We start from the raw sequence: 18,694 nt of genomic DNA on the forward strand, positions 1-18,694 counted from the left end.
AGGGTGTGCGGTTTAAAATTGGCGGTATATACCCACTCGCTCCGTGATGGGATAGTAGTGGATGTTTTTTGCCACCTGGGTGTAGTCGAATGCCGGATCGGGGATCATGTAGTCGGGGCCGTAGTGGGCAAGAAGATGGGCCTTGTAATCGGTCGGCACCGACAGCACCTTGTTTTTGAACGGATATTCCATCACTCCGGTAAAGGGGATGGTAATTTTTTCCACAATGCATGCGTTTTTGGGATGCTTCCCGTCGTTTATGAATGTGAAAGAATGGAAGAATAATTCGTCCGACTCGGTTTTGTGGTTGAAAAATATGTCGATCGGAATTTTTCGGAACATATATGTTTGTTCGAACCCCTTTGTCCCGTCCTCGACCCGGATTTCCCGCTTCAATCTGAAGCCGGCTTTCAGCAGGGTTTCCTGCACTTTCTTGCAGTCGGAGTAGAAAACGCCGATGTCGATGTCGTCATCGGTGGGAATGAAGTCGTGCTCCCGGATCGCGCCCAAAAGGGTGCCGAACTCCAACCAATAGGTAATGCCGGCCTCGGAGAAAGCCTGGTGGAGGATATGCAGGGCCTCGGCCCCGTTCTGATGGAGATTGCGGATGCTGCAATTCTTGTTGTATCTGACATATTTGTTCCAGAGCGGTTTTATGAGCAACCGGAGCAATTTGTTCTTGTGATGACGGGAAGCAAACAGAGAGAGTTTTACATTCATATGCTTTTGTTAATATTTGATAAGGACCGGGGAATCGCCGGCTTTCGGCAGACGGCGCTGGCTTCGGATTCCGTCATCGGTTGAAGATGCGGAACGCATAGGATTTCAATTCCAAATATACTGTGTCTTTCTGGATGGCCAGAACCAGGAAATAAGTAAGTATGCAGACCGAACACGAGACGACGAGCATGTACAGGTTGCTCAATCCGACGCTTCGGAACGTAAAGACGATAGGCACGAAGAGCAGGGAGACGAGGAGGTATTTCAAAGTGGAAAATTGGAAAATGCCCACCTTGACCTTGAGGTGTTTGCGGATATAAAGCAGGCAAAGAGTCGTGAATATGATTTCGCTCGCCAAGGTACAGAGGATGGAGATGCACGGAGTCAGGAACGACAAGAATGCCCAGTTGAGCAAGACGTTCAACAGGCCGCAAGTCAAGTTGTAGAGCACCAGGCGCTTTTCCTTGTTGTGGAGGAAGATGATCTGACTATAAAGAATGCTGTCGACCCCGAGCAGGATGATGCGGAGGGCGAAAACGCGCATGGCCGGTATGGCGGCGTAATACTCGTTGCCGCCGAACAGCCAGATGATCTGCTCGGACAAGAGAAAGAGACCTATGCCGGTCGGAATGATCAGCGCGAGCACCAGCCGCATGATTTTGAGTATGCCTGCCTGGTAAAGCTGTTTGTCTTCTTTCAGATACAATGACAGGCGGGGCAGGGTGGCGAAAACGATCGAGAGCAGGAGTGTTTTCGTCAGTTCCACGATTTTCTGCCCGATCGTGAAGAAAGCGACATTTTCGGTTCCCGTAGCGTAGCCGAGAAACGTACGGTCGGCGATCGTATAAAGGATGCCGGTGTTGTTGAGCACCAGAATCATGAGCAATGGAACGATGTAGCTCTTGAAGTTCAGCCCTGAAAAAGTCTCTTTAAACGATAGGCGGATGGTTTTTGTGGCGTAGAAATAACTTGCCAGGTAGTTGACGATGGCTACCCCCACGGTTATCATGACATAAATCAAAGCATCATCGGGCGATTTTATAAGCGTGAAAATGAAGATGATGCTCAAGGTGCGGATGATGATAGTCTTCAAGGTAATGAACCTGAACTCCTCGAAAGCCTCGTTGACCCATTCGACATAGAAGATTTGGGAGATGAGGTTGCCGCACAGAATATAGGAAACCGTCTTGATGGCTGGATTTTCGATGACCAAGGTTATGAAAAGCAGGTAAAGCCCCAAGCAAGCGGTGTTGCTGACCAGTCCGATAGAAAACAGGTTTTTATAGATGTCCTGGACTTTGGTGGGATTCATCCGGTTGGCGCTTATTTCGCGCAGTCCGTATTGGTAGATGCCCAACATGCCCAACATGCCGAAGTAGCTGAAGAATGTCAGGGCATATTCGATGTCGCCCATGTTCTGCGGCCCCAGTATGCGGTATATGTAGGGTGTGACGATGAGCGGAAGCAGGGTGTTGAAAAGATTCAATACCCCCTTGGCGACAACGTTATGGACGAGAGATTTTGCCATGAGCGAAACCGGCATCAGATGTTGGGCCGGATGATTCGTTCGACGAGGAAGCCGCAAGTTGCGTCGAGCGTCTCGAAAACGACGCTTCGGGGCAGCTCGGCTCCGAATTCCTGAGCTACCTTCCCGACCAGTTCGGGGGTATACTGCAATTCGCCCTGCTGCACGTCGAGGATGCCGTCCAGGTAGATGGATTTCCGGTTTGCGGCGCGCATCGCTTCGAGCGTGAAGACCGATTCGTCGATATGGCCTTCGGCTTTCCCTGTGCCGTCGATGATGAACGGATAACCGCCGATTTCGCCGTCGACCCCAGGGGTGTGTATCTTTATGCGGGAACGGGTTTCGAGAGCTGTAAGGATCGAGTGGATGATGTCGAAATTGCTCGATGCGTTCATCATGTTACGCTTCTGATCTGTCGGCATGGCGATTTTGCATGCCGAGAGCAATTCGGCCTTGTCGAATGCGAGGGGCTGGCCTTGATATTTGATGTCGAGCAATATATCCTGTCCTTCGGCATGCCCTTCCTTGCTGATGACGACATCGTGGAAATGGCTTACAGCCAATGTAATGTCTATGTCGTTGATGTTGGCGATGCCGAATTTTTGCGCGATGTGGAACTTCATTCTCGGAATCAGGTGGTTGAGGTTGCCGCTTCCGAAGTCGAAGTGGGTTATGCCGGCCGATTTCAACCAAGGGATAACGGCGTCCGAGTAGGAAGTGTTGATCGTAATGGCTGCCGAGCCGGCTTGTTCATAGGCCAGCATGATGTTGCGGGCGAAGCGGACGGACAACGGGGTCCATATGCCGTAGGCCCGCAGGTGCGACCACGAAATGGTGCCATATTTCAAGCCTGCGTATACGCGGCTGCTGTTGATGATGAAGTCGGGTTCCCACTTCCGGATCGCATGCGCTATGCTGTCGATCTCTTCCAGATTGCAGCCGCCCTCGATTCGGATGTCGCATCGAAGTTGCCGGCGGATTGCGGCGGCTGTTTTCACGATGTTGACGTCGGAAAGCATTTTGTCGTAGTTGCGGCCTACGACGACGATTTCCAGTTGCGGATTCGCCGTACTGACGAGATAATCCAGCAAGTACGATCCGACGCTTCCCAGACCGATTATCATGATCCGTATCTTGGAATCGGGGTTTTGCAGCTTGGTTTGCAGAATTTGGAGCTTCTGATCGAGGGATTTCATTTTGCAAGAATTGAGTGCACTTTTTTATAATCTTCGACGGTGTTGCAGTTGAACCAAGTTTCCAAAGGCAACACCTCGATTTCGGATCGGTCGAGAGACCCAAAATAACTTTGGATGATCTCCAGATTGGTGCCTGCGATCTGTTCGGGAGTCAGAGCCTGCATTTTTCGCCGTAGTGCGGCAACATCGGTAAATTTCCAGATTTGGCCCGAGTTGTAGATGGCACGGAACGGTTCGCCGATTTCCAGAAGTTTATGGGCTGTGTCATAAAGATATTGCAGACGGCCTTCGGCGGTTTCGTACACGACAACCGCTTTTTGCGCCGTTATGGGTTCCCGATTCACGGTAAGGATGTTCTTGGCGCACTCTTTTATGCGGTGGAAGTCTGCGGCGTTGAAGAACAGATCGCCCTCGACGAAAATGACCTCGTCGGCCGCCGGAGCAACGGCCTCTATGCCCAATTGCAGACTGTAACCTGAGCCGAGCGTACGGTATTCGGGGTTGTAGACCAGTTTCAGGGCAGAGGCGAATTCTCCGAGATTTTCGTTGATGAAGCGTTGGAGTTTTTCGAAGAGGAACCCGCCCACGATCACGTATTGATCGACATCCCGGGCCTTGTCGAGAATCTGATAGAGCAGCGAGTTCTGGGGCGAGCCGATATGATAAAGACATTTGAGCGTGTCTTCGTCGGTGTCGCGGTTGAATCGGGTGGCCGTTCCGGCCACGGTAACGATGAGGCTTTTCATTTTATGCTGGCTATGCACAGATCCAGTCCCTGGCTCAGGGAGACCTGCGGCTTCCAATGCGTTCTTGATCTTAATTTGTCCGTGTTCAGCAGACGCCGTTCGGGATCGGAGGCCCGATAACCTTCGAAAACGATCTCCGGCTTTTCGATTCCCATTTTTTTTGCGATCGTTCGGGTAAGGTCGACGATTGAAATTTCTTCGTCGGTAGCGACGTTGTATACCGTACCGTCAAGCGCGTCGGGTGAATTGATCAATTCGATCACGGCGTTGCAGCTGTCGATATTGTGAAGGAACGTCCGTTTGTTCGTTTTGGAGTTTTCCAGAAGCGTAACGTTCCCCCCCCCCTTGGATGAATTGGTTGATTATGTGGGGTATGATATGCTTTGCAAATCTTTCGTGTTTGCTGTATACGTTGGCAAACCGGATGGAGCAACCTTTTATTAGGCCTTTGTCTACGGCGTCCTTCATGAAAAATTCGGTCATGAGCTTTCCGACAGCATAGCTGGTGCGCTGGCTGTGCTCGGCCGTGGCCAGTACGAGAAAATCGTCCTCTTTGACCCCGCCGTGGTCGTTCCATGACTGCATGGAATAGACCTCTGACGTGGAGCAGTTGATGAACGTAGCGGCTCCGACCTCGACCGCCTGCTGAAGGAAAGCGCGCATCGAAACGACATTGGTCGTGTAGGTATGTTCCACTTCATAGAAGTGTTCGGTGTGGACGACTGCGGCGCAATTGATGTAGACGATTTTGCCGTGCTGCTCCTTGAGCGACAGCACTTCTTTTTTCAGAGAAGCCATATGCTCGGAGTTGTCGAGGTCCCACTCGTGGAAAACGAAAGCAGGATTTCCGACAACATCCTCGACGGTGTCGATCGAACTTGCGAAGAAATTGTCGAAACCGAGCACCGTGTCGCCGGTCTTGAGGAACTGATGCACCAGTTCGCTGCCTGTCATGCCGGTAGCACCGCTTATTACATATAGATTTTTCATCTTGATAATGGGGGTTATATGCCGCGTACGAGTCGCTCGCTGTAAAATTCGTCCAGGTCGGACGGATAAAGCGAGCGCTCGGACTCGATGTCGTATGCTGCGGAATTGAAATGTATGGCTTCAGTGTCGGTGTCGAAATATGCGTATTGGGCGCGGGGATTGTGATTCCGAGGTTGGCCGACGGAGCCGGGATTGATGAAGACGACTCTTTTTTTGTTGCGGTAGTCCGGATTTTGCACGGAATAGAAGTGTTCGGTCAGATGCGGAACGTGGGAGTGGCCGCAGAGCACAAAGTCGTATCGGGCATAGTCAGCGTTTTGTGCGATCTCCTGTTCCATTTTACCCCAATAAGGATCATGGAGACTGCCGTGGACGAACAAGAATTTTTTGCCTGAAAATTCTGTTTCTGCCATTCCTGATCGGGACATGCGCTCTTGTATGAACGCGAGCGCATTTTGGTCGAGCTTGTTTTTTGTGTATTCCAATAACCGCCTGCCGCGTTCTGTGGAAAAACGGGATGTGTCGCCGTCCATGATGGCTTTTTCGTGGTTGCCGAAAAGATTGACGTACAATGGAAGATCCCATTTCCGGATCTCCTCGATCGTTTCATTGGGCCGCATTCCGTAGTTTATGATATCCCCGAGCAGCACGATTCCGTCGATCGGGTATCGGGCAAAAGCATCCTTTTCGACCGCTTTCAGAGCAGAAAGATTGCCATGGATATCGGACAGGAGCAGCAGTCTGGGCATTATTTCAGATTTTGCATGAAAGCTTTCTTGTTCTCGATAGGGGTGGTCGTCGGCCGTCCCAGATCATCGCGGGATGCGATTCTGACGCGCAATTCGACCAACGCGGGGGCCGGCAGAGCGGGAAGCCGATTGAAGAACGCCTCGATTTCCTCTTGTGTGGTCAGGGTAACGGCTGTTTTATATCCGCAGCTTTGGGCGATCGCGGGAATATTCATGTTGAACCCGAGCGTCGGTTGTCCGCCGACCGATTCGTGCGCACCATTGTTGAAGACGACATGCACGAAGTTGCCGGGAGCCAGGGCGCCGATATTGGAGATCGCTCCCATGTGCATGATGAAAGCGCCGTCGCCGTCGAAACACCAGATGCGTCTTTCGGGTTTTTCGAGAGCGATGCCCAAAGCGATGGAGGAGCTGTGTCCCATTGAACCGACTGTCAGAAAATCCTTGCCGTGCCCCTGGCCCAGAGCCTCCCGCAATTCGAACAACTCGCGAGAGAGTTTGCCTGTGGTGGAGACTGCCATGTCCTTTTCTGCCAGACGGGAAACCACGATCTTCAACGCCTCCTCGCGCGAAAGCGGGTAGTCGTTGCGGGCTTCGCGTTGGAGCTTGTACTTCCCGAAAGTCCCTTTCCGGATGACGATCGCGTGGGGCTTCGAGGATGCCTTGCAGGATGAGATGACGTCGGATGCCTGTCGGAGTGCCGTAGCTTCGTCGGAGTCGAGCACCTGGCAAGGTATTCCCAAGGTGTCCAGCAAGGGTAGTGTAACCAGGCCTTGTTTCACATGCTGCGGCTCGTCGTGCCCTCCTCCGGGTTCGCCGCGCCAGCCGATGACGAGCAGGATCGGCATGGAATAGACCTTCTCGTCGGCCAGCGAGAGCAGCGGGTTTACCGCGTTGCCTATGCCGGAGTTTTGCATGTAGACCAACGGCACCTTGCCGGTGGCGAGATGATGGCCCGCGGCGATGCCGACGGCGGCGCCTTCGTTGGCGGCAATGATGTGCTGCTCTTTCGGCGAATTGTCCGTCACATAGGCGCAGAAATCTTTCAGCAAGGAATCGGGCACGCCCGTAAATAACGAGATGCCGTTCGATTGGAGCAGGTCGTAAAATTTCCCGACAGATACCATGACGTTGGTTTTATTTGGTTCCAGGAATAAGCTCGAGAATTTCCTTGATGGGCATGCACAAGGGGCGTACCTCTTCGGCCCGACCGTTGCGAAGAATGGTCTCGGCAGCCTTTTTCATGGCTGGATAAGCGGCCCGCAGCATGTGGTTGGCATAGATGACCACGTTCGCACCCCATTCGGCCAGTTCGCTTTCACGGATGTGGTCGTAGGTGGTCGGAACCACCACGATGGGGATCTTGGGATGTGCTTTGCGGAACTCGATGCAGAACGCCTTGATGTCTTCGCCCGATTTGTGTTTGCTGTGGATCATCACGCCGTCCGCTCCGGCATCGACGTAGGCGAAAGCCCGCTCCAGGGCGTCGGCTACGGGTTTTCCGGCGATCAGACTCTCTATGCGGGCGATAATCATGAAGTCTTTCGTGACCTGCGCATCCTTGCCGGCCTTGATCTTTTCGCAGAAGTGTTCGATCGAATCTTGGGTCTGAACAGCTTCGGTTCCGAAAAGGGAATTTTTCTTCAGGCCGATTTTGTCCTCGATGATGACGGCTGAAATGCCATGACGTTCGAGCGTGCGCACCGTGAAAACGAAGTGCTCGATTTTGCCGCCCGTATCCCCGTCGAAGATGATGGGTTTGGTGGTGCACTCCAGGATGTTGTTCAGATCCTGAAGACGGGTGGTAAGGTCGACGGCTTCGATGTCGGGCTTGCCTTTGCTCGTCGAATCGGTCAGCGAACTCGACCACATGCCGTCGAAGGCATTGTGTTTTCCGTTTTCTTCGACTTCGAGGTTTTCGATGATCAGGCCGCAAAGACCGTCGTGCGCCTCCATGATCCGGACGATCGGCTTGGCGGCGATGAGCCTGCGGAGACGCTTCATGCGCACTTCGGGTGTCGTGCCGATCGTTTTTACCTCGTCGAACAGGGCCGAGGAATTGATGCCCTTGGTGTAGGGTATTTCGATGACCTGGCCGCCTTGTGCCTCCATGAGTTTGAAAACTTCTTCGCGGACTTCCATGTCGATGCCGTTTTGCCAGTCGTCACCGTGTATGATGTAGTCTGGCTTGAGCTTTTTCAGATTCGGGATGTAGCTCCATTCGTCCTGAGGAACGATTTCGGAAACGTTTTTCAGGTTTTCTATGACGGTTTTGCGCTGCTCGTAGGTCAAGAACGGAAGACGTTTGCGCTCGGCAACGGCTTTGTCGGTGTATAATCCGATGATGACGTCGCCGTATTTGGCCCCTTCATTGATGATGTTGATCAGTCCGGGGTGCATGATGTCGGCCACCATGCCGAGGTAGACTTTTTTGTTTGCCATATCGTTATGTAGTTTTATTTGCAGGAATGGGCGTTTTTTGCGGCGCAGGCCGGGTGCTGCGGCCTCAGTCGAAGCGGGCAGTGCCGGATGCCGGAACAAGGCAGGCGGAACCGCCCATGGGCGAGGTCAGAGGAGTTGCAGGTAGTCGGGGCTGACTTCCACGCTGACTGCGAGAAGTCCGGGAAGGTCGACGAGAAGCTTCTTTTTGTGCAGACCGCGGATGGACAGCAGGTTGCCCTCGTGTCCGTTGAGCGGGCCGCCTATGATGCGGACTCTCTTGCCGATCATGCCGGGCGTGATTTCCGAGGGGAGGTAATATTCGGGGGCGTGCGACGCAGCGACCGCCGCAATGAAACGATCCATGTCGTCATCCCTGACGACGAGCGGCTGGCAATAACCCCCGCCTTTCACATACCGGTACTGCAATGTTCGGATGCGTTCGACGATGGGGTCGAGCGCTTCCCTGGTGGAGCGGACGAAAAGCAAATCTCGGATGAAAGGGACTTCTTCGCGGATTTTCTGTCCTTTTTTTTGTGTAAGGCACCACCGCATCGGGATGAAGACTTGCAATCCGCAACTTTCCGACAACTGCCGGTAGGCGGGCATTTTGGCATTGGCTCTTTTCAGATCGCGCAACACGAACCAACAGGAGGCCGGGAGTGTTTTCGGGGACGCGGCTGCTGATGCGGGCGTCTCCTGCCGGCCGGGCGAATTGTCGTTCCTTGGTTCAGTCATGGCCATATCGACTAATCCTGCTTGATGTGTGCAATGATCTGCATATCAAGCAGTTGTTGGCGGTTTTTGCGAAAAGATCAAGTTCTGGAGCCGATTTCGCCATTGCCCGTATCTCTGCGGAAAAGTTGCTTAAACTATCGCGAAAGTACGATTTTAAGTTGAATTATGCAAGGGGGATGCACAAAATTCTGCGATTCTTATTTGCCTTATTTACAACTATTTGGAGGTAGTCGGGCGGCAGGTCTGCCGGTGGCTGGCGGTAAGCGGATGATTATTAGTGCGTTGTGTGTCGATGCGCGGGCGAATAAATAAAAAAACGGCCTTGCGGCCGTTCGTTGCATGAAAATGTCGGGAGATTGCTGATTGCTCGAATCTTAATACAAGTATTTCTGAAAGAAATCTACTATTTTATCGAACGGGATCACTGATAGATTGTCATAAAGGTCTGTATGGTTTGCGCCAGGGATAATCAGCATCTCCTTGTTATCGCCCTTCAGTTTCTTGAACGCATCCTCGCCGAAATAACGGGAGTGAGCTTTCTCTCCATGAATGATAAGCACGGCACTCTCGATTTCGTCAGCACGGCTCATCAACGGGAAGTTGATGAACGGAATGGCCTCCGTTGCATTACGTCCTTGATTGGAGTTGAGCGAACGTTTGTGATACCCGCGCGGGGTCTTGTAGTAGGCATGGTAGTCCTTGAAGAACTGCGGAGCATCGGCAGGCAGTTCATCGGGCACGCCGCCGCCCGGTTTCGGAAAGCCGTTACGGAAATCCTCGGTGCGCTGTGCGGCAAGGGTCTTGCGGAGCGCGTTGCGGGCTTCGGCACTGTCATCGGCATCGAAATAGCCGTTGGCGTTCACGCGGCTCATGTCGTACATCGTGGATGCGACGGTCGCTTTGATGCGCGGGTCGGCTGTTGCTGCATTGATAGCCAGTCCGCCCCAGCCGCAGATGCCGATGATACCGATTTGTTCGGGATCGACCTTGTCATTTGTCGCAAGAAAATCGACGGCGGCAGAAAAATCCTCCGTATTGATGTCGGGCGACACCACATAGCGGGGTTCGCCGCCGCTCTCTCCGGTGTAAGAGGGGTCGAAAGCGAGGGTCAGGAAGCCGCGTTCGGCCATTGTCTGGGCGTAAAGTCCTGCGGCTTGTTCTTTGACAGCCCCGAACGGCCCGCAGACGGCGATAGCGGGCAGCTTACCATCGGCATTTTTCGGCATGTAGAGGTCGGCGGCTAATGTAATGCCGTAACGGTTGGTAAAAGTTACTTTGCTATGATTCACTTTATCGCTCTGCGGGAACGTCTTGTCCCAGTCGGCGGTCAATTCAAGATTTGTCATGTTCTTATCGGCTGTTTCGTGGTTCAGAGGGGTTTCGTGCCGGTCGGCGGCTGTCCGGCATCGAATGCGGTGGGCTTTTCTTGCTCCGAATGCCTGCGACCGGTTTTGTATATTGCAAAGTTACGGATTTTCGCATATCCGGCAGTTACCTGTTTTACGGATAGAAGTACCTCGATTCCGGAATCCGGCCCGATGCGGCGATGTCGAGCGGGGAGCAAAGGAATGCCATCCGTGGAGCGACATTGTGCGTTTGAATGGCGAACTTGTAGAAACAAGTGCTCGGGGTGTTCGGCAAAGTGTAGGGCTGGAATCGGGCGGATAAAACGATGCCGGCATTTTCTGCGCAACTCCGAAAGCCCGCATAGGCTCTCGGTATAGACCTCGGGCGAAAAAATCGGCAAGTCACGAATCTCGAAAATCGATTTCGCAAGAGAGAACTTTCGACTCGGGAACGAACGTAGCGTTGCGGCTCTTGCATTCGATCTGTTCCAGCAACATGCGCACGGCATGACGGCCGATTTCTTCGATCGGGAACCGGGCGATGTTCATCTTGGGGGCCAGGATGCGGAAAAGCGAATCTTCGTGCATGCACGCCAATCCGTATTTGCCGCTGTTGATGTCGATGCCGCGGTCGTGGAAGTAGCGCAGGGCCTCGACGGCCAGGATATGCGTGGTAAAAAAGAAACCCTCCACATCGGGTGCCGTTTCGAAAATCCGGTCGAGCGTCCGGTCGATGTTCGTCCGGTAGTCGGCGGAGGGCACTTCGCCGTAAAGTGCGGGATCGATGCGGATTTCGGCATCGGCCAGCGCATCGGCGTAGCCTTCGTAGCGCAGGTTCATCGTCAGCAGATGCGGATCGGTCGTAAGAATGGCGATTTTGCGGAATCCTTTTTCGATGAGATGGTACACCAGTCGATAGCTGCTCTCCTTGTTGTCGATGATGACATGGTTGGCTTCCATTTCAGGAAAATAGCGGTCGAAAAACAGAAGCGGGTAATCCAAGCCGAGCATGCGGAGGATTTCGCGTTGCGAGATTTTTGTCGGTGCGATGATGATGCCGTCCACTTTCTTCGAACAGAAAAGCCGCAGCATGGTGCTCTCGCGCTCGATTTCGGCATTGGAGCCGGCGATCATCAAAGAATAGCCCGCCTTTTCGGCTTCCGTTTCGATCCGCTGGGCCAGATGGGCATAGAAACAATCGGAGATCGACGGCAGGATCAGCCCGATCGTTTTCGAGATGCCGGTATTCAGACTGCGGGCCAACAGATTGGGTTCGTAGGCCATCTCTTCGGCGCATCGGAACACGCGGTGCTGCGTTTCGGCACTGATTCCTTTCTTGTTGCCTTGTCCCGAGAGCACCCACGAGACGGTCGTCTTCGACAAGTGCAGCTGTTCGGCGATATCTTTGAGCGATACTCCCATCTCTTTTTGCGGCTTCTTCTGTCGGTAACTTTCTTTTCCGCAGTTGTTGCCGGGGGCGACGTGTTATGCAGAAAAATTTCACCTTTACAAATTTAAAATTTTTTTCACGATCGGCAAAGGTAGGATAGAAAAAAATTAGCGTAAAATCGTTGAAAATGGCGGGTGCGATTAAAAAAATAAGCGTTTTCCGTGTGCTGGGAAGGCGCTGCGAGCGGTTTGGGCACTGCGGCTGAATCGTAATGTCGTCTGTTGAAAAGTCAAAAATAAAACTTTTACGATCATTTTGTTGATTCCTGCGTGCGGGATAGTGAGGGAATGAGGCGCCGTTTTCGAACAATCTGCAACCGTTCCCGCCGGAAGCGAGTCGGCGAAAACGGTTGTATGAATCGGGGGGGCAGCTTTGAAGCCGCGGCGGAGCGACGGTCAGTCGATCCAGCTTGTCAACAGCTTGAGCGGGACTTCGGGCGTGATTTCCAACGTGCGGGCCGAAGCCGGAACAAGGATGGTTTCGCCTTGGTGCAAGAGCATGCGACGTCCCTGGCCGTCGGCGAGGATGCCGTGCCCCTCGATGCAGATCACGACGAGGAACGAATCCGAAGCCGTGCGGTCGAGCGTATAGGGGCGGGTCAGGTCGAGGAGCGAGGTGCTGAAATGGGGGCAGGCCACCAATGGGGTTTCGCCTTCTTGGCGCCGGTCGTACTGTGTGCGGTATTCGGCTTCGGCCGAGTAGTCTATCGCTTCCTTGGCCAACTCGGTATGGAGTTCGCGCAGGTTGCCGTCGGTGTCGCGGCGGTTGTAGTCGTAGATGCGGTAGGTCAGGTCGGAGGTCTGCTGTATTTCGGCTACGAACGAACCTGCGCCCAGGGAGTGGATGCGCCCGGCCGGCAGGTAGAAGACATCGCCCGCCGCGATCGGGTGGGCGGCCAGCAGCTCGGTAAGGGTGTCTGCGGCCAGGCTGGCCTCGTATGTCTGGGGTGTGACCGGTCGGCGGAATCCTGAGTAGAGACGCGCACCTTCGTCGGCCGCGATTACATACCACATTTCGGTTTTGCCGTTGGTGCCATGCCGTTTGCGGGCCAGCGTGTCGTTGGGGTGCACTTGGATCGAAAGGTCGAGACGCGCATCTATGAATTTGACCAGAAGCGGAAACGTACAGCCGAAGCGCTCGAAATTCTTGTGTCCCAGCAAACGCTCTTTTTCTCGGGCGAGCAGCTCTTCCAGCGTCATGCCGGCATCCGGCCCTTCGGCCACCACCGAGACATTGCCTGCCACGCCCGACAGCTCCCAGCTTTCGCCGATCCGTTCTTGTTCGGCGGCAATTCCTTTGTAAGGGGCGATTTTGTTGCCGCCCCAGAGCATCGATTTAAGGATGGGTGTGAATTTGTACATCGGTTTCTTCACTTGTTGCCGCCTGCCCGCGGGCGGCGGCAGGCCCTGCGTGCCGGAGGTCAGAGGAACGGAATGACGGAGCTGCTGTCGGCCTGCGAAGACCGGACGACCGTCAGGTCGGGAATGGTTGTGCGCGTATAGATCGAAATGTCGTTCGTGCCTGCGGCCTGCCATTTCATCGTCTGCTCGGTCAGGAGGGTTATCGTATAGGAGTAGCCCCAAGGGGTGCCATCGTCGTACTCTCCGCTGACGGCGCTCGTGGCAGCGTCGAACAAGAAAGTGCCCGACAGCTGCTGGAAACCATGCGATACGATATTCTGGTAGAGCACGAACGTGAGGTCTTCGTTCAGCCGCAAATAGACTTCAGCCGCAAACTCCTTGTCCACCGACCATTCCGTCAGGTGCCATTCTCCGGCGAAATCTTTCGCCTGGATGCTTCCTGCGGGCTGCGGGGGAGGTGTCGGTTCTGCGATGTCGGCTTTATGGTCGCCTCCGCAGGCGCAGAGCAAAAGTGCGCATGCGATGCAGACGGATTTGCAGATGCTGTTCATTATATTAGATAAGTATCGGTCGCAATCCATGATTTTCGGCTGCAAGTTATTTTTACAAATATAGAAGTTCGGTTTCAAATATCAAAACGCGGGGCATTTTTATTGGTGCAAAATCATTTTTTCGGCGTTTTTGTCCGGTTATTTGTAAAATATTCTTATCTTTATCCGCTTCCGTATTGCTTCGGAATATGAAAAAACAGATGCAACTTATGAAAAAACTTTTGCTGTGCGCGGCTTTTCTTGCGCTGACCGCATGTGCCGAGGATAGAATCGATCGGGAGGGAGATGTTGCTCAAGATTTCACGACGGCAGCGGCCCCCCCCCGAGGGGCCGTAGCAGGACGTCTGGCGATTCGGGTTTCTGACGAATTGGCCGGGCGGATCGAGGCTGCGGCTGCGGCGACCCGCAGCGGCGATGGGCTTACCCGTTCGGGTGTTTCTGCGATGGATGCCGTGCTCTGTGAGATAGGCGCCGAACGCTTCGAACGGATATTTCCTTACGAGGAGCGTTTCGAGGAGCGCCACCGGGCTTTCGGGCTGCATTTGTGGTATGCGATCCGTTTCGATGCCGACGAAGATCTGGCGGCAGCAGCGGCAGCATTGCGTCGCGTAGAAGGGGTCGCGGCCGTGCAGTATCGGCGGCGGATCGAATCTTTGCGTGAGGGTCCCATGGTGCCGGCTCCGGCAGCGGAACCTGCTGCCGCGACGCGGGCCGACATGCCGATGAACGATCCCCGGCTGGCTGAACAATGGCACTATCGCAATACTGGAGCGGTCTGGAATACGGAAGACAGCCATGTCTTCCGGGCCAAGGCCGGGGCCGATATCGATGTGTTCGATGCCTGGCGTCTCTGCACCGGCGTTCCGGAGATCGTGGTTGCGGTGCTCGACGAACCGGTGCAGTACACGCATGCCGACTTGGCGGCCAACATGTGGACGAATCCCCGGGCCGGGCAGGATGCGGCCTACGGCAACGATCTGCACGGCTATAATTTCTGCAACAGAACGGACAAGATCGACTGGCAGTCGAACTACTATGATTCCGAATACGGCATGTGGATGTATGCCGACCATGGTACCCATGTAGCCGGAACGATCGCTGCGGTAAACGGCAACGGCAAGGGCGTCTGCGGCATTGCGGGCGGGCAGAACGGTGCCGGCGGGGTAAAAATCATGACCTGCCAGATTCTCGACAGCGACGGCGACTATTCCGACGACGACGATGCTGCTGCGGCGCGTGCATTCATCTATGCGGCCGACCGCGGTGCCTTGATCGCGCAATGCAGCTGGGGCTATGGCACCGATATGGCGACCCAGCAACAATGGATCGGCAATGACAACGGTGCCGAAAAGGCGGCCATCGACTATTTTATTGCGACGGCCGGCACCGACGACCTTTCGTCGCCTCTGGTCGGCGGACTGGTAATCTTCGCTGCGGGCAACGACGGCGACCTGGTGGGCGACCAGTTGATGTGGCCCGGAGCCTATGCTCCGACGGTGGCCGTGGCTTCGATGGCGCCCGACTTCATGCCGGCCTACTATACCGATTTCGGTTCGTGGGTAGACATTACGGCGCCAGGCGGCGATTATCTTTTCAGCGAAAAGGGCGCTGTGCTCAGTACGATCCTCGACGATCCCTCCATGCGGTTCCGCGACGGCCGCACCTCCGGCTACGGTTACATGCAGGGCACTTCGATGGCGTGTCCCCATGTTTCGGGCGTTGCGGCGCTCGGACTGGCCTATGCTGCCAAGTTGGGCAAGCGTTATACGCTCGAAGAGTTCAAAACGTTGCTGCTCAGCAGTACCAACGATATCGACACCTATCTGAAAGGCCAAAAAGCTTACATTAATACTTATGGTTTCTGGTCGACACTCAATATGGCCGATTATCGTGGCAAGATGGGGACGGGATATGTGGATGCCTATCGGCTGTTGTTGAACATTCAGGGTATGCCGAGCATCTACATCAAGCGGGGGGCCGAGGCCGAGGTCGATCTGTCGGAGTATTTCGGAGCGGCCGCCGCGAATGCTGCATTCCGGATCGAAGTGTCGCCCGAAACGACGGCCAAGTTGTCGATGGACGCACCGTCGGTTCGTGCGGGCAAACTCTTCGTTTCGTGCGGCAAGACCGGAGTGGGAACCCTCCGGCTTTCGACATCGGTCGGCGGGACACCGCTCAGCCAGGAGGTGGCCCTCATCGTGCGCGAATCGGTAGCCGGCAACGGCGGTTGGCTGTAAAAATGACGTTATGGACTGGAATCTTATCGTGCGGCTGTGCGTAGCGGGTCTTTGCGGTACGGTCATCGGGCTGGATCGTGAATACCGTGTGAAAGATGCGGGCTTCCGCACCCATTTTCTGGTGGCGCTGGGCAGTGCGTTGATGATGATCGTTTCGCAATATGGCTTCGAGGAGTTTCTTGCCACTCACGACGGAGTACGGTTCGACCCGGGGCGGATCGCTGCGCAGGTGGTAAGCGGAATCGGCTTCATCGGGGCCGGCACGATCATCCTGCACCGGCGCCTGGTGCGGGGCCTGACCACGGCGGCAAGCCTTTGGGCGACGGCGGGCATCGGGCTGGCGGCCGGCGCCCGGATGTATGAACTGGCAGGCGCGGCCACGTTGCTGACTTTGTTCGGACTGGAGGCGCTGACTCTCTTTTTTGGCGGACTGGGGCGCAAACGCACCTTGATCGTCTACTCTGCGTCGACCCGTGGCGCACTCGATGCGATGTTCGACAAGTTGCAGACCTCCAAATATACGGTAATTTCTTATGAAGTCGAGGTATTGCGCAACGATGGAGCAACGATCTATATTGCAACCTTGATTATTCGGGCCAAAACATCGGCTGGCACCGGCGAGTTCATCGACTTGTTGCGGATGCAGTCAGACATTACGGTCGAACGGATCGTCTGATTTCGGACGGGCGTTCGGGTGCGAGCGTCTTTGCAGCGGGGGCTTATCCGTCCGCAGTCAGGAATGGGCTGCGGACACGGTTGTGCCTTTTATGATTCGGGCGGTTGCTTGTCGTTTGCAATCCGGGCCGCTGCTTCCGTTTGTTAAAACCAGCGGCAAATCTCGGTCAACATGCTGTCTCGTGCCATGTCGTTGGGGTTGGTGCCGGGAACGTTCTCGGGTACTTCTTCGCCCAGTTTTGCGAACAACTCGATCCAGAATGCCGGCATCGAACCGTCGGCCGCTCGGAAATTCATGGGTCGGGTCGGGAAGATGCGGCGCCCGTCAGGAGCAAGGTAACTTTCCCATATCAACTCGCTGCAATATAGCTTTCCATTGTCGGGCCGGAATGAATAGTCGTAAGGTTGTCCCAGGAATGTCCGGGCGCGACGCACGGAGGCTGTGATGCCGGCAGTGTCTTTCAGGCGTTTCGCAATGACGAGCGGCCGTCCATTTGCGTAGGCCGATTTATTTAAAAACTCTTGCAGCGCCGTCATGCGCACGCCCCCGTTGGAGGTGGCTTCCAGCACCGAGTCGGCCCGGTCGCCGATGACGGCGATCCCTACGTGAGTGAATTTGAGTTCGCAGTCGTTGCCCGTGGCTGCCTTGATTGCGCCGCCCATGGCAGACTCCCGTCCGACCTGAAACAGCAGGTCGCCCGTTCGGAGCGGCTGCTCGCCGCGAGCGCATGCGGACAAACCGAAAAATATACCTATATATAATAAAGACTTCATCATATCGATTCTTTGCGTATGAATTCGCGGTCGATTCACAGCGTGGCCGTTCGTCCTATGAAGCGGAACAGGGTATAGTTGGGGTCGGCTGGGCCGCCGGAAAGAATCCGACGAGCCACTCCTGTCACAAGCGTTGGCGCGTTGCGTCGTCGGAGATGATTTCGACTTCGCCATCGGTAGCCGTTGCCATGTAACCCTGCGCTGCGATCTTCGCCAGGACAACGGGACGCGGGCAACTTTCGGCATTGACCGAAGCCAGCCTTACGGTGTTGCATCATTCCTGCGATAAGGCTCCGTTTTTGAAACAATATCGGCAATAATCGCCGCTGCGGCTTCCGTTCGCATGCGTTCCGAAGTCATCAGGGTGGCTTGGCGGCATGCCGCAACTTTTGCAAATCGTCGGTTGCATCTTACGCATTATGTTGAGTCAGTCAGCCGGCGGGCGGCTCCGGTCGGTCTTTTTGTCGCTGTCCCGGAGCAGCCATCCTCTTGTTGCTGGCCGGCATGTTGCAAATATAGTAAAAATTTTTCATAACTAACTTGCTGACTTATAGCTGGGTGTAAAAAAGCGCAGAAAAATGTCAAAAAAAAGTCGCTGAAATATTTGGAAATAACATTTCGTAAGCCTTATCTTTGCACCCGCTTCGAGAGAGAAACACGCTTCTTGAGGCAAACAGAAAGGTTCATATTCATGCAGTTTTTTCTTGGCAAGGTCCTCGGATAGCTCCGGTTCTGTGCCTTGACTGAATGGAGCCGAGGTTCTGAAAAATGTTTCAAAAAAAAGTCCGGAAATTTTTGGAGATTCCGAAATTTGACTTACCTTTGCACCCGCTTCCGACAAGACGCTCGGTCTTGGGCGAAGCGAAAAAGGTTCTGAAAAATTTCTGAAAAAAATCTTCCGAAAAGATTTGGTGGTTTCAAAAAAGGTACTTACCTTTGCACCACTTTCCGCTCTGCGAAAGCATCGGACGGAACGGCGGAGGGCGACCTCCCGAAACAAACAGAAATCGTTCTTTATAGCAATATATCGAACAACGTTCTTTGAAGTATTTGAGCAGCTATAGTTTTATCTACTCTCTTTAGAGAGTGATTTCAAACAATACCTTTGAGATTGGAGCTAAGATTTAAAACAAAACATTTTATACAATGGAGAGTTTGATCCTGGCTCAGGATGAACGCTAGCGGCAGGCCTAACAC

18 protein-coding genes and 1 pseudogene are annotated in these 18,694 nt (G+C 54.2%); 2 read left to right on the forward strand and 17 right to left on the reverse strand.

Going from position 1 to position 18,694, the window contains the following annotated elements:
* Positions 1 to 12: 12 nt before the first annotated feature.
* The 15 genes and pseudogenes from QZ298_RS04285 to QZ298_RS04355 all read right to left on the reverse strand — a co-directional run bounded on the left by QZ298_RS04285 (position 13) and on the right by QZ298_RS04355 (position 13,811).
* On the reverse strand, positions 13 to 225 hold the full coding sequence (locus QZ298_RS04285; RefSeq protein ID WP_296005780.1) for a hypothetical protein: 213 nt from the start codon (positions 223 to 225) through the stop codon (positions 13 to 15).
* A 243-nt stretch (positions 226 to 468) separates the two neighbouring features.
* A pseudogene (locus QZ298_RS04290) lies at positions 469 to 720 on the reverse strand (LicD family protein); the annotation flags it as partial.
* 73 nt (positions 721 to 793) lie between these two features.
* The gene (locus tag QZ298_RS04295) at positions 794 to 2,248 is read right to left on the reverse strand and encodes a flippase (RefSeq protein WP_296005679.1); all 1,455 of its coding nucleotides are present in this window, start codon (positions 2,246 to 2,248) and stop codon (positions 794 to 796) included.
* Positions 2,249 to 2,262: 14 nt separating this feature from the next.
* A complete protein-coding gene (locus QZ298_RS04300; protein ID WP_296005681.1) occupies positions 2,263 to 3,441 on the reverse strand; it encodes a hypothetical protein in 1,179 nt (392 codons plus the stop codon).
* A complete protein-coding gene (locus tag QZ298_RS04305; RefSeq protein WP_296005682.1) occupies positions 3,438 to 4,187 on the reverse strand; it encodes a DUF6564 domain-containing protein in 750 nt (249 codons plus the stop codon). Before QZ298_RS04305 ends, QZ298_RS04300 begins: the two co-directional genes overlap by 4 nt.
* On the reverse strand, positions 4,184 to 4,450 hold the full coding sequence (locus QZ298_RS04310) for a hypothetical protein (RefSeq protein WP_296005685.1): 267 nt from the start codon (positions 4,448 to 4,450) through the stop codon (positions 4,184 to 4,186). The genes QZ298_RS04305 and QZ298_RS04310 overlap by 4 nt, the downstream gene beginning before the upstream one ends.
* Entirely contained in the window at positions 4,416 to 5,177 is a 762-nt protein-coding gene (locus QZ298_RS04315) for an NAD(P)-dependent oxidoreductase (RefSeq protein ID WP_296005688.1), read from the reverse strand. Before QZ298_RS04315 ends, QZ298_RS04310 begins: the two co-directional genes overlap by 35 nt.
* A 14-nt stretch (positions 5,178 to 5,191) precedes the next feature.
* Positions 5,192 to 5,926, reverse strand: a complete 735-nt coding sequence (locus tag QZ298_RS04320; RefSeq protein ID WP_296005693.1) for a metallophosphoesterase family protein — start codon at positions 5,924 to 5,926, stop codon at positions 5,192 to 5,194.
* Positions 5,926 to 7,053: a phosphonopyruvate decarboxylase gene (gene aepY, locus QZ298_RS04325; protein ID WP_296005697.1), complete on the reverse strand. Its 1,128-nt coding sequence runs from the start codon at positions 7,051 to 7,053 to the stop codon at positions 5,926 to 5,928. Before aepY ends, QZ298_RS04320 begins: the two co-directional genes overlap by 1 nt.
* A 10-nt stretch (positions 7,054 to 7,063) precedes the next feature.
* Entirely contained in the window at positions 7,064 to 8,368 is a 1,305-nt protein-coding gene (aepX, locus tag QZ298_RS04330; protein WP_296005699.1) for a phosphoenolpyruvate mutase, read from the reverse strand.
* A gap of 126 nt (positions 8,369 to 8,494) precedes the next feature.
* On the reverse strand, positions 8,495 to 9,103 hold the full coding sequence (locus QZ298_RS04335) for a UpxY family transcription antiterminator (RefSeq protein ID WP_296005702.1): 609 nt from the start codon (positions 9,101 to 9,103) through the stop codon (positions 8,495 to 8,497).
* Between the two features lie 374 nt (positions 9,104 to 9,477).
* The gene (locus QZ298_RS04340; protein ID WP_296005704.1) at positions 9,478 to 10,449 is read right to left on the reverse strand and encodes an alpha/beta hydrolase; all 972 of its coding nucleotides are present in this window, start codon (positions 10,447 to 10,449) and stop codon (positions 9,478 to 9,480) included.
* A 402-nt stretch (positions 10,450 to 10,851) separates the two neighbouring features.
* The gene (locus QZ298_RS04345; protein WP_296005707.1) at positions 10,852 to 11,871 is read right to left on the reverse strand and encodes a LacI family DNA-binding transcriptional regulator; all 1,020 of its coding nucleotides are present in this window, start codon (positions 11,869 to 11,871) and stop codon (positions 10,852 to 10,854) included.
* A 423-nt stretch (positions 11,872 to 12,294) separates the two neighbouring features.
* Complete coding sequence (locus QZ298_RS04350) at positions 12,295 to 13,260, reverse strand: type I phosphomannose isomerase catalytic subunit (protein WP_296005709.1); 966 nt, start codon at positions 13,258 to 13,260, stop codon at positions 12,295 to 12,297.
* A gap of 59 nt (positions 13,261 to 13,319) precedes the next feature.
* Positions 13,320 to 13,811: a lipocalin family protein gene (locus QZ298_RS04355; protein WP_296005711.1), complete on the reverse strand. Its 492-nt coding sequence runs from the start codon at positions 13,809 to 13,811 to the stop codon at positions 13,320 to 13,322.
* 209 nt (positions 13,812 to 14,020) lie between these two features.
* Here QZ298_RS04355 and QZ298_RS04360 point away from each other — a divergent pair, with 209 nt between their 5' ends.
* Positions 14,021 to 16,048 carry a subtilase family N-terminal domain-containing protein gene (locus QZ298_RS04360; RefSeq protein WP_296005714.1) on the forward strand — a complete coding sequence of 676 codons (2,028 nt, stop codon included), beginning with the start codon at positions 14,021 to 14,023 and terminating at the stop codon, positions 16,046 to 16,048.
* A 10-nt stretch (positions 16,049 to 16,058) separates the two neighbouring features.
* Positions 16,059 to 16,724: an MgtC/SapB family protein gene (locus tag QZ298_RS04365; protein ID WP_296005717.1), complete on the forward strand. Its 666-nt coding sequence runs from the start codon at positions 16,059 to 16,061 to the stop codon at positions 16,722 to 16,724.
* A 143-nt stretch (positions 16,725 to 16,867) separates the two neighbouring features.
* Here the strand turns inward: QZ298_RS04365 and QZ298_RS04370 are convergent, their stop codons facing one another.
* Both QZ298_RS04370 and QZ298_RS08660 read right to left on the reverse strand, forming a co-directional pair.
* Entirely contained in the window at positions 16,868 to 17,461 is a 594-nt protein-coding gene (locus tag QZ298_RS04370; RefSeq protein ID WP_296005720.1) for a YiiX/YebB-like N1pC/P60 family cysteine hydrolase, read from the reverse strand.
* A gap of 310 nt (positions 17,462 to 17,771) precedes the next feature.
* Positions 17,772 to 17,915, reverse strand: coding sequence for a zinc ribbon domain-containing protein (locus QZ298_RS08660; RefSeq protein WP_363323891.1), 144 nt, complete (start codon positions 17,913 to 17,915; stop codon positions 17,772 to 17,774).
* Positions 17,916 to 18,694: the final 779 nt, after the last annotated feature.

The organism is uncultured Alistipes sp. (genome assembly GCF_910580175.1).
GTDB lineage: Bacteria > Bacteroidota > Bacteroidia > Bacteroidales > Rikenellaceae > Alistipes.

Excerpts from the sequence above, each read along its gene's own strand:
- QZ298_RS08660 (WP_363323891.1), bottom strand. The coding sequence starts at position 17,915 with ATGCGTAAGATGCAACCGACGATTTGCAAAAGTTGCGGCATGCCGCCA.
- QZ298_RS04355 (WP_296005711.1), bottom strand. The coding sequence starts at position 13,811 with ATGAACAGCATCTGCAAATCCGTCTGCATCGCATGCGCACTTTTGCTC.
- QZ298_RS04320 (WP_296005693.1), bottom strand. The coding sequence starts at position 5,926 with ATGCCCAGACTGCTGCTCCTGTCCGATATCCATGGCAATCTTTCTGCT.
- QZ298_RS04350 (WP_296005709.1), bottom strand. The coding sequence starts at position 13,260 with ATGTACAAATTCACACCCATCCTTAAATCGATGCTCTGGGGCGGCAAC.
- QZ298_RS04365 (WP_296005717.1), top strand. The coding sequence starts at position 16,059 with ATGGACTGGAATCTTATCGTGCGGCTGTGCGTAGCGGGTCTTTGCGGT.
- QZ298_RS04360 (WP_296005714.1), top strand. The coding sequence starts at position 14,021 with ATGAAAAAACTTTTGCTGTGCGCGGCTTTTCTTGCGCTGACCGCATGT.
- QZ298_RS04295 (WP_296005679.1), bottom strand. The coding sequence starts at position 2,248 with ATGGCAAAATCTCTCGTCCATAACGTTGTCGCCAAGGGGGTATTGAAT.
- QZ298_RS04300 (WP_296005681.1), bottom strand. The coding sequence starts at position 3,441 with ATGAAATCCCTCGATCAGAAGCTCCAAATTCTGCAAACCAAGCTGCAA.
- QZ298_RS04340 (WP_296005704.1), bottom strand. The coding sequence starts at position 10,449 with ATGACAAATCTTGAATTGACCGCCGACTGGGACAAGACGTTCCCGCAG.
- QZ298_RS04345 (WP_296005707.1), bottom strand. The coding sequence starts at position 11,871 with ATGGGAGTATCGCTCAAAGATATCGCCGAACAGCTGCACTTGTCGAAG.
- aepX (WP_296005699.1), bottom strand. The coding sequence starts at position 8,368 with ATGGCAAACAAAAAAGTCTACCTCGGCATGGTGGCCGACATCATGCAC.
- QZ298_RS04305 (WP_296005682.1), bottom strand. The coding sequence starts at position 4,187 with ATGAAAAGCCTCATCGTTACCGTGGCCGGAACGGCCACCCGATTCAAC.
- aepY (WP_296005697.1), bottom strand. The coding sequence starts at position 7,053 with ATGGTATCTGTCGGGAAATTTTACGACCTGCTCCAATCGAACGGCATC.
- QZ298_RS04315 (WP_296005688.1), bottom strand. The coding sequence starts at position 5,177 with ATGAAAAATCTATATGTAATAAGCGGTGCTACCGGCATGACAGGCAGC.
- QZ298_RS04335 (WP_296005702.1), bottom strand. The coding sequence starts at position 9,103 with ATGACTGAACCAAGGAACGACAATTCGCCCGGCCGGCAGGAGACGCCC.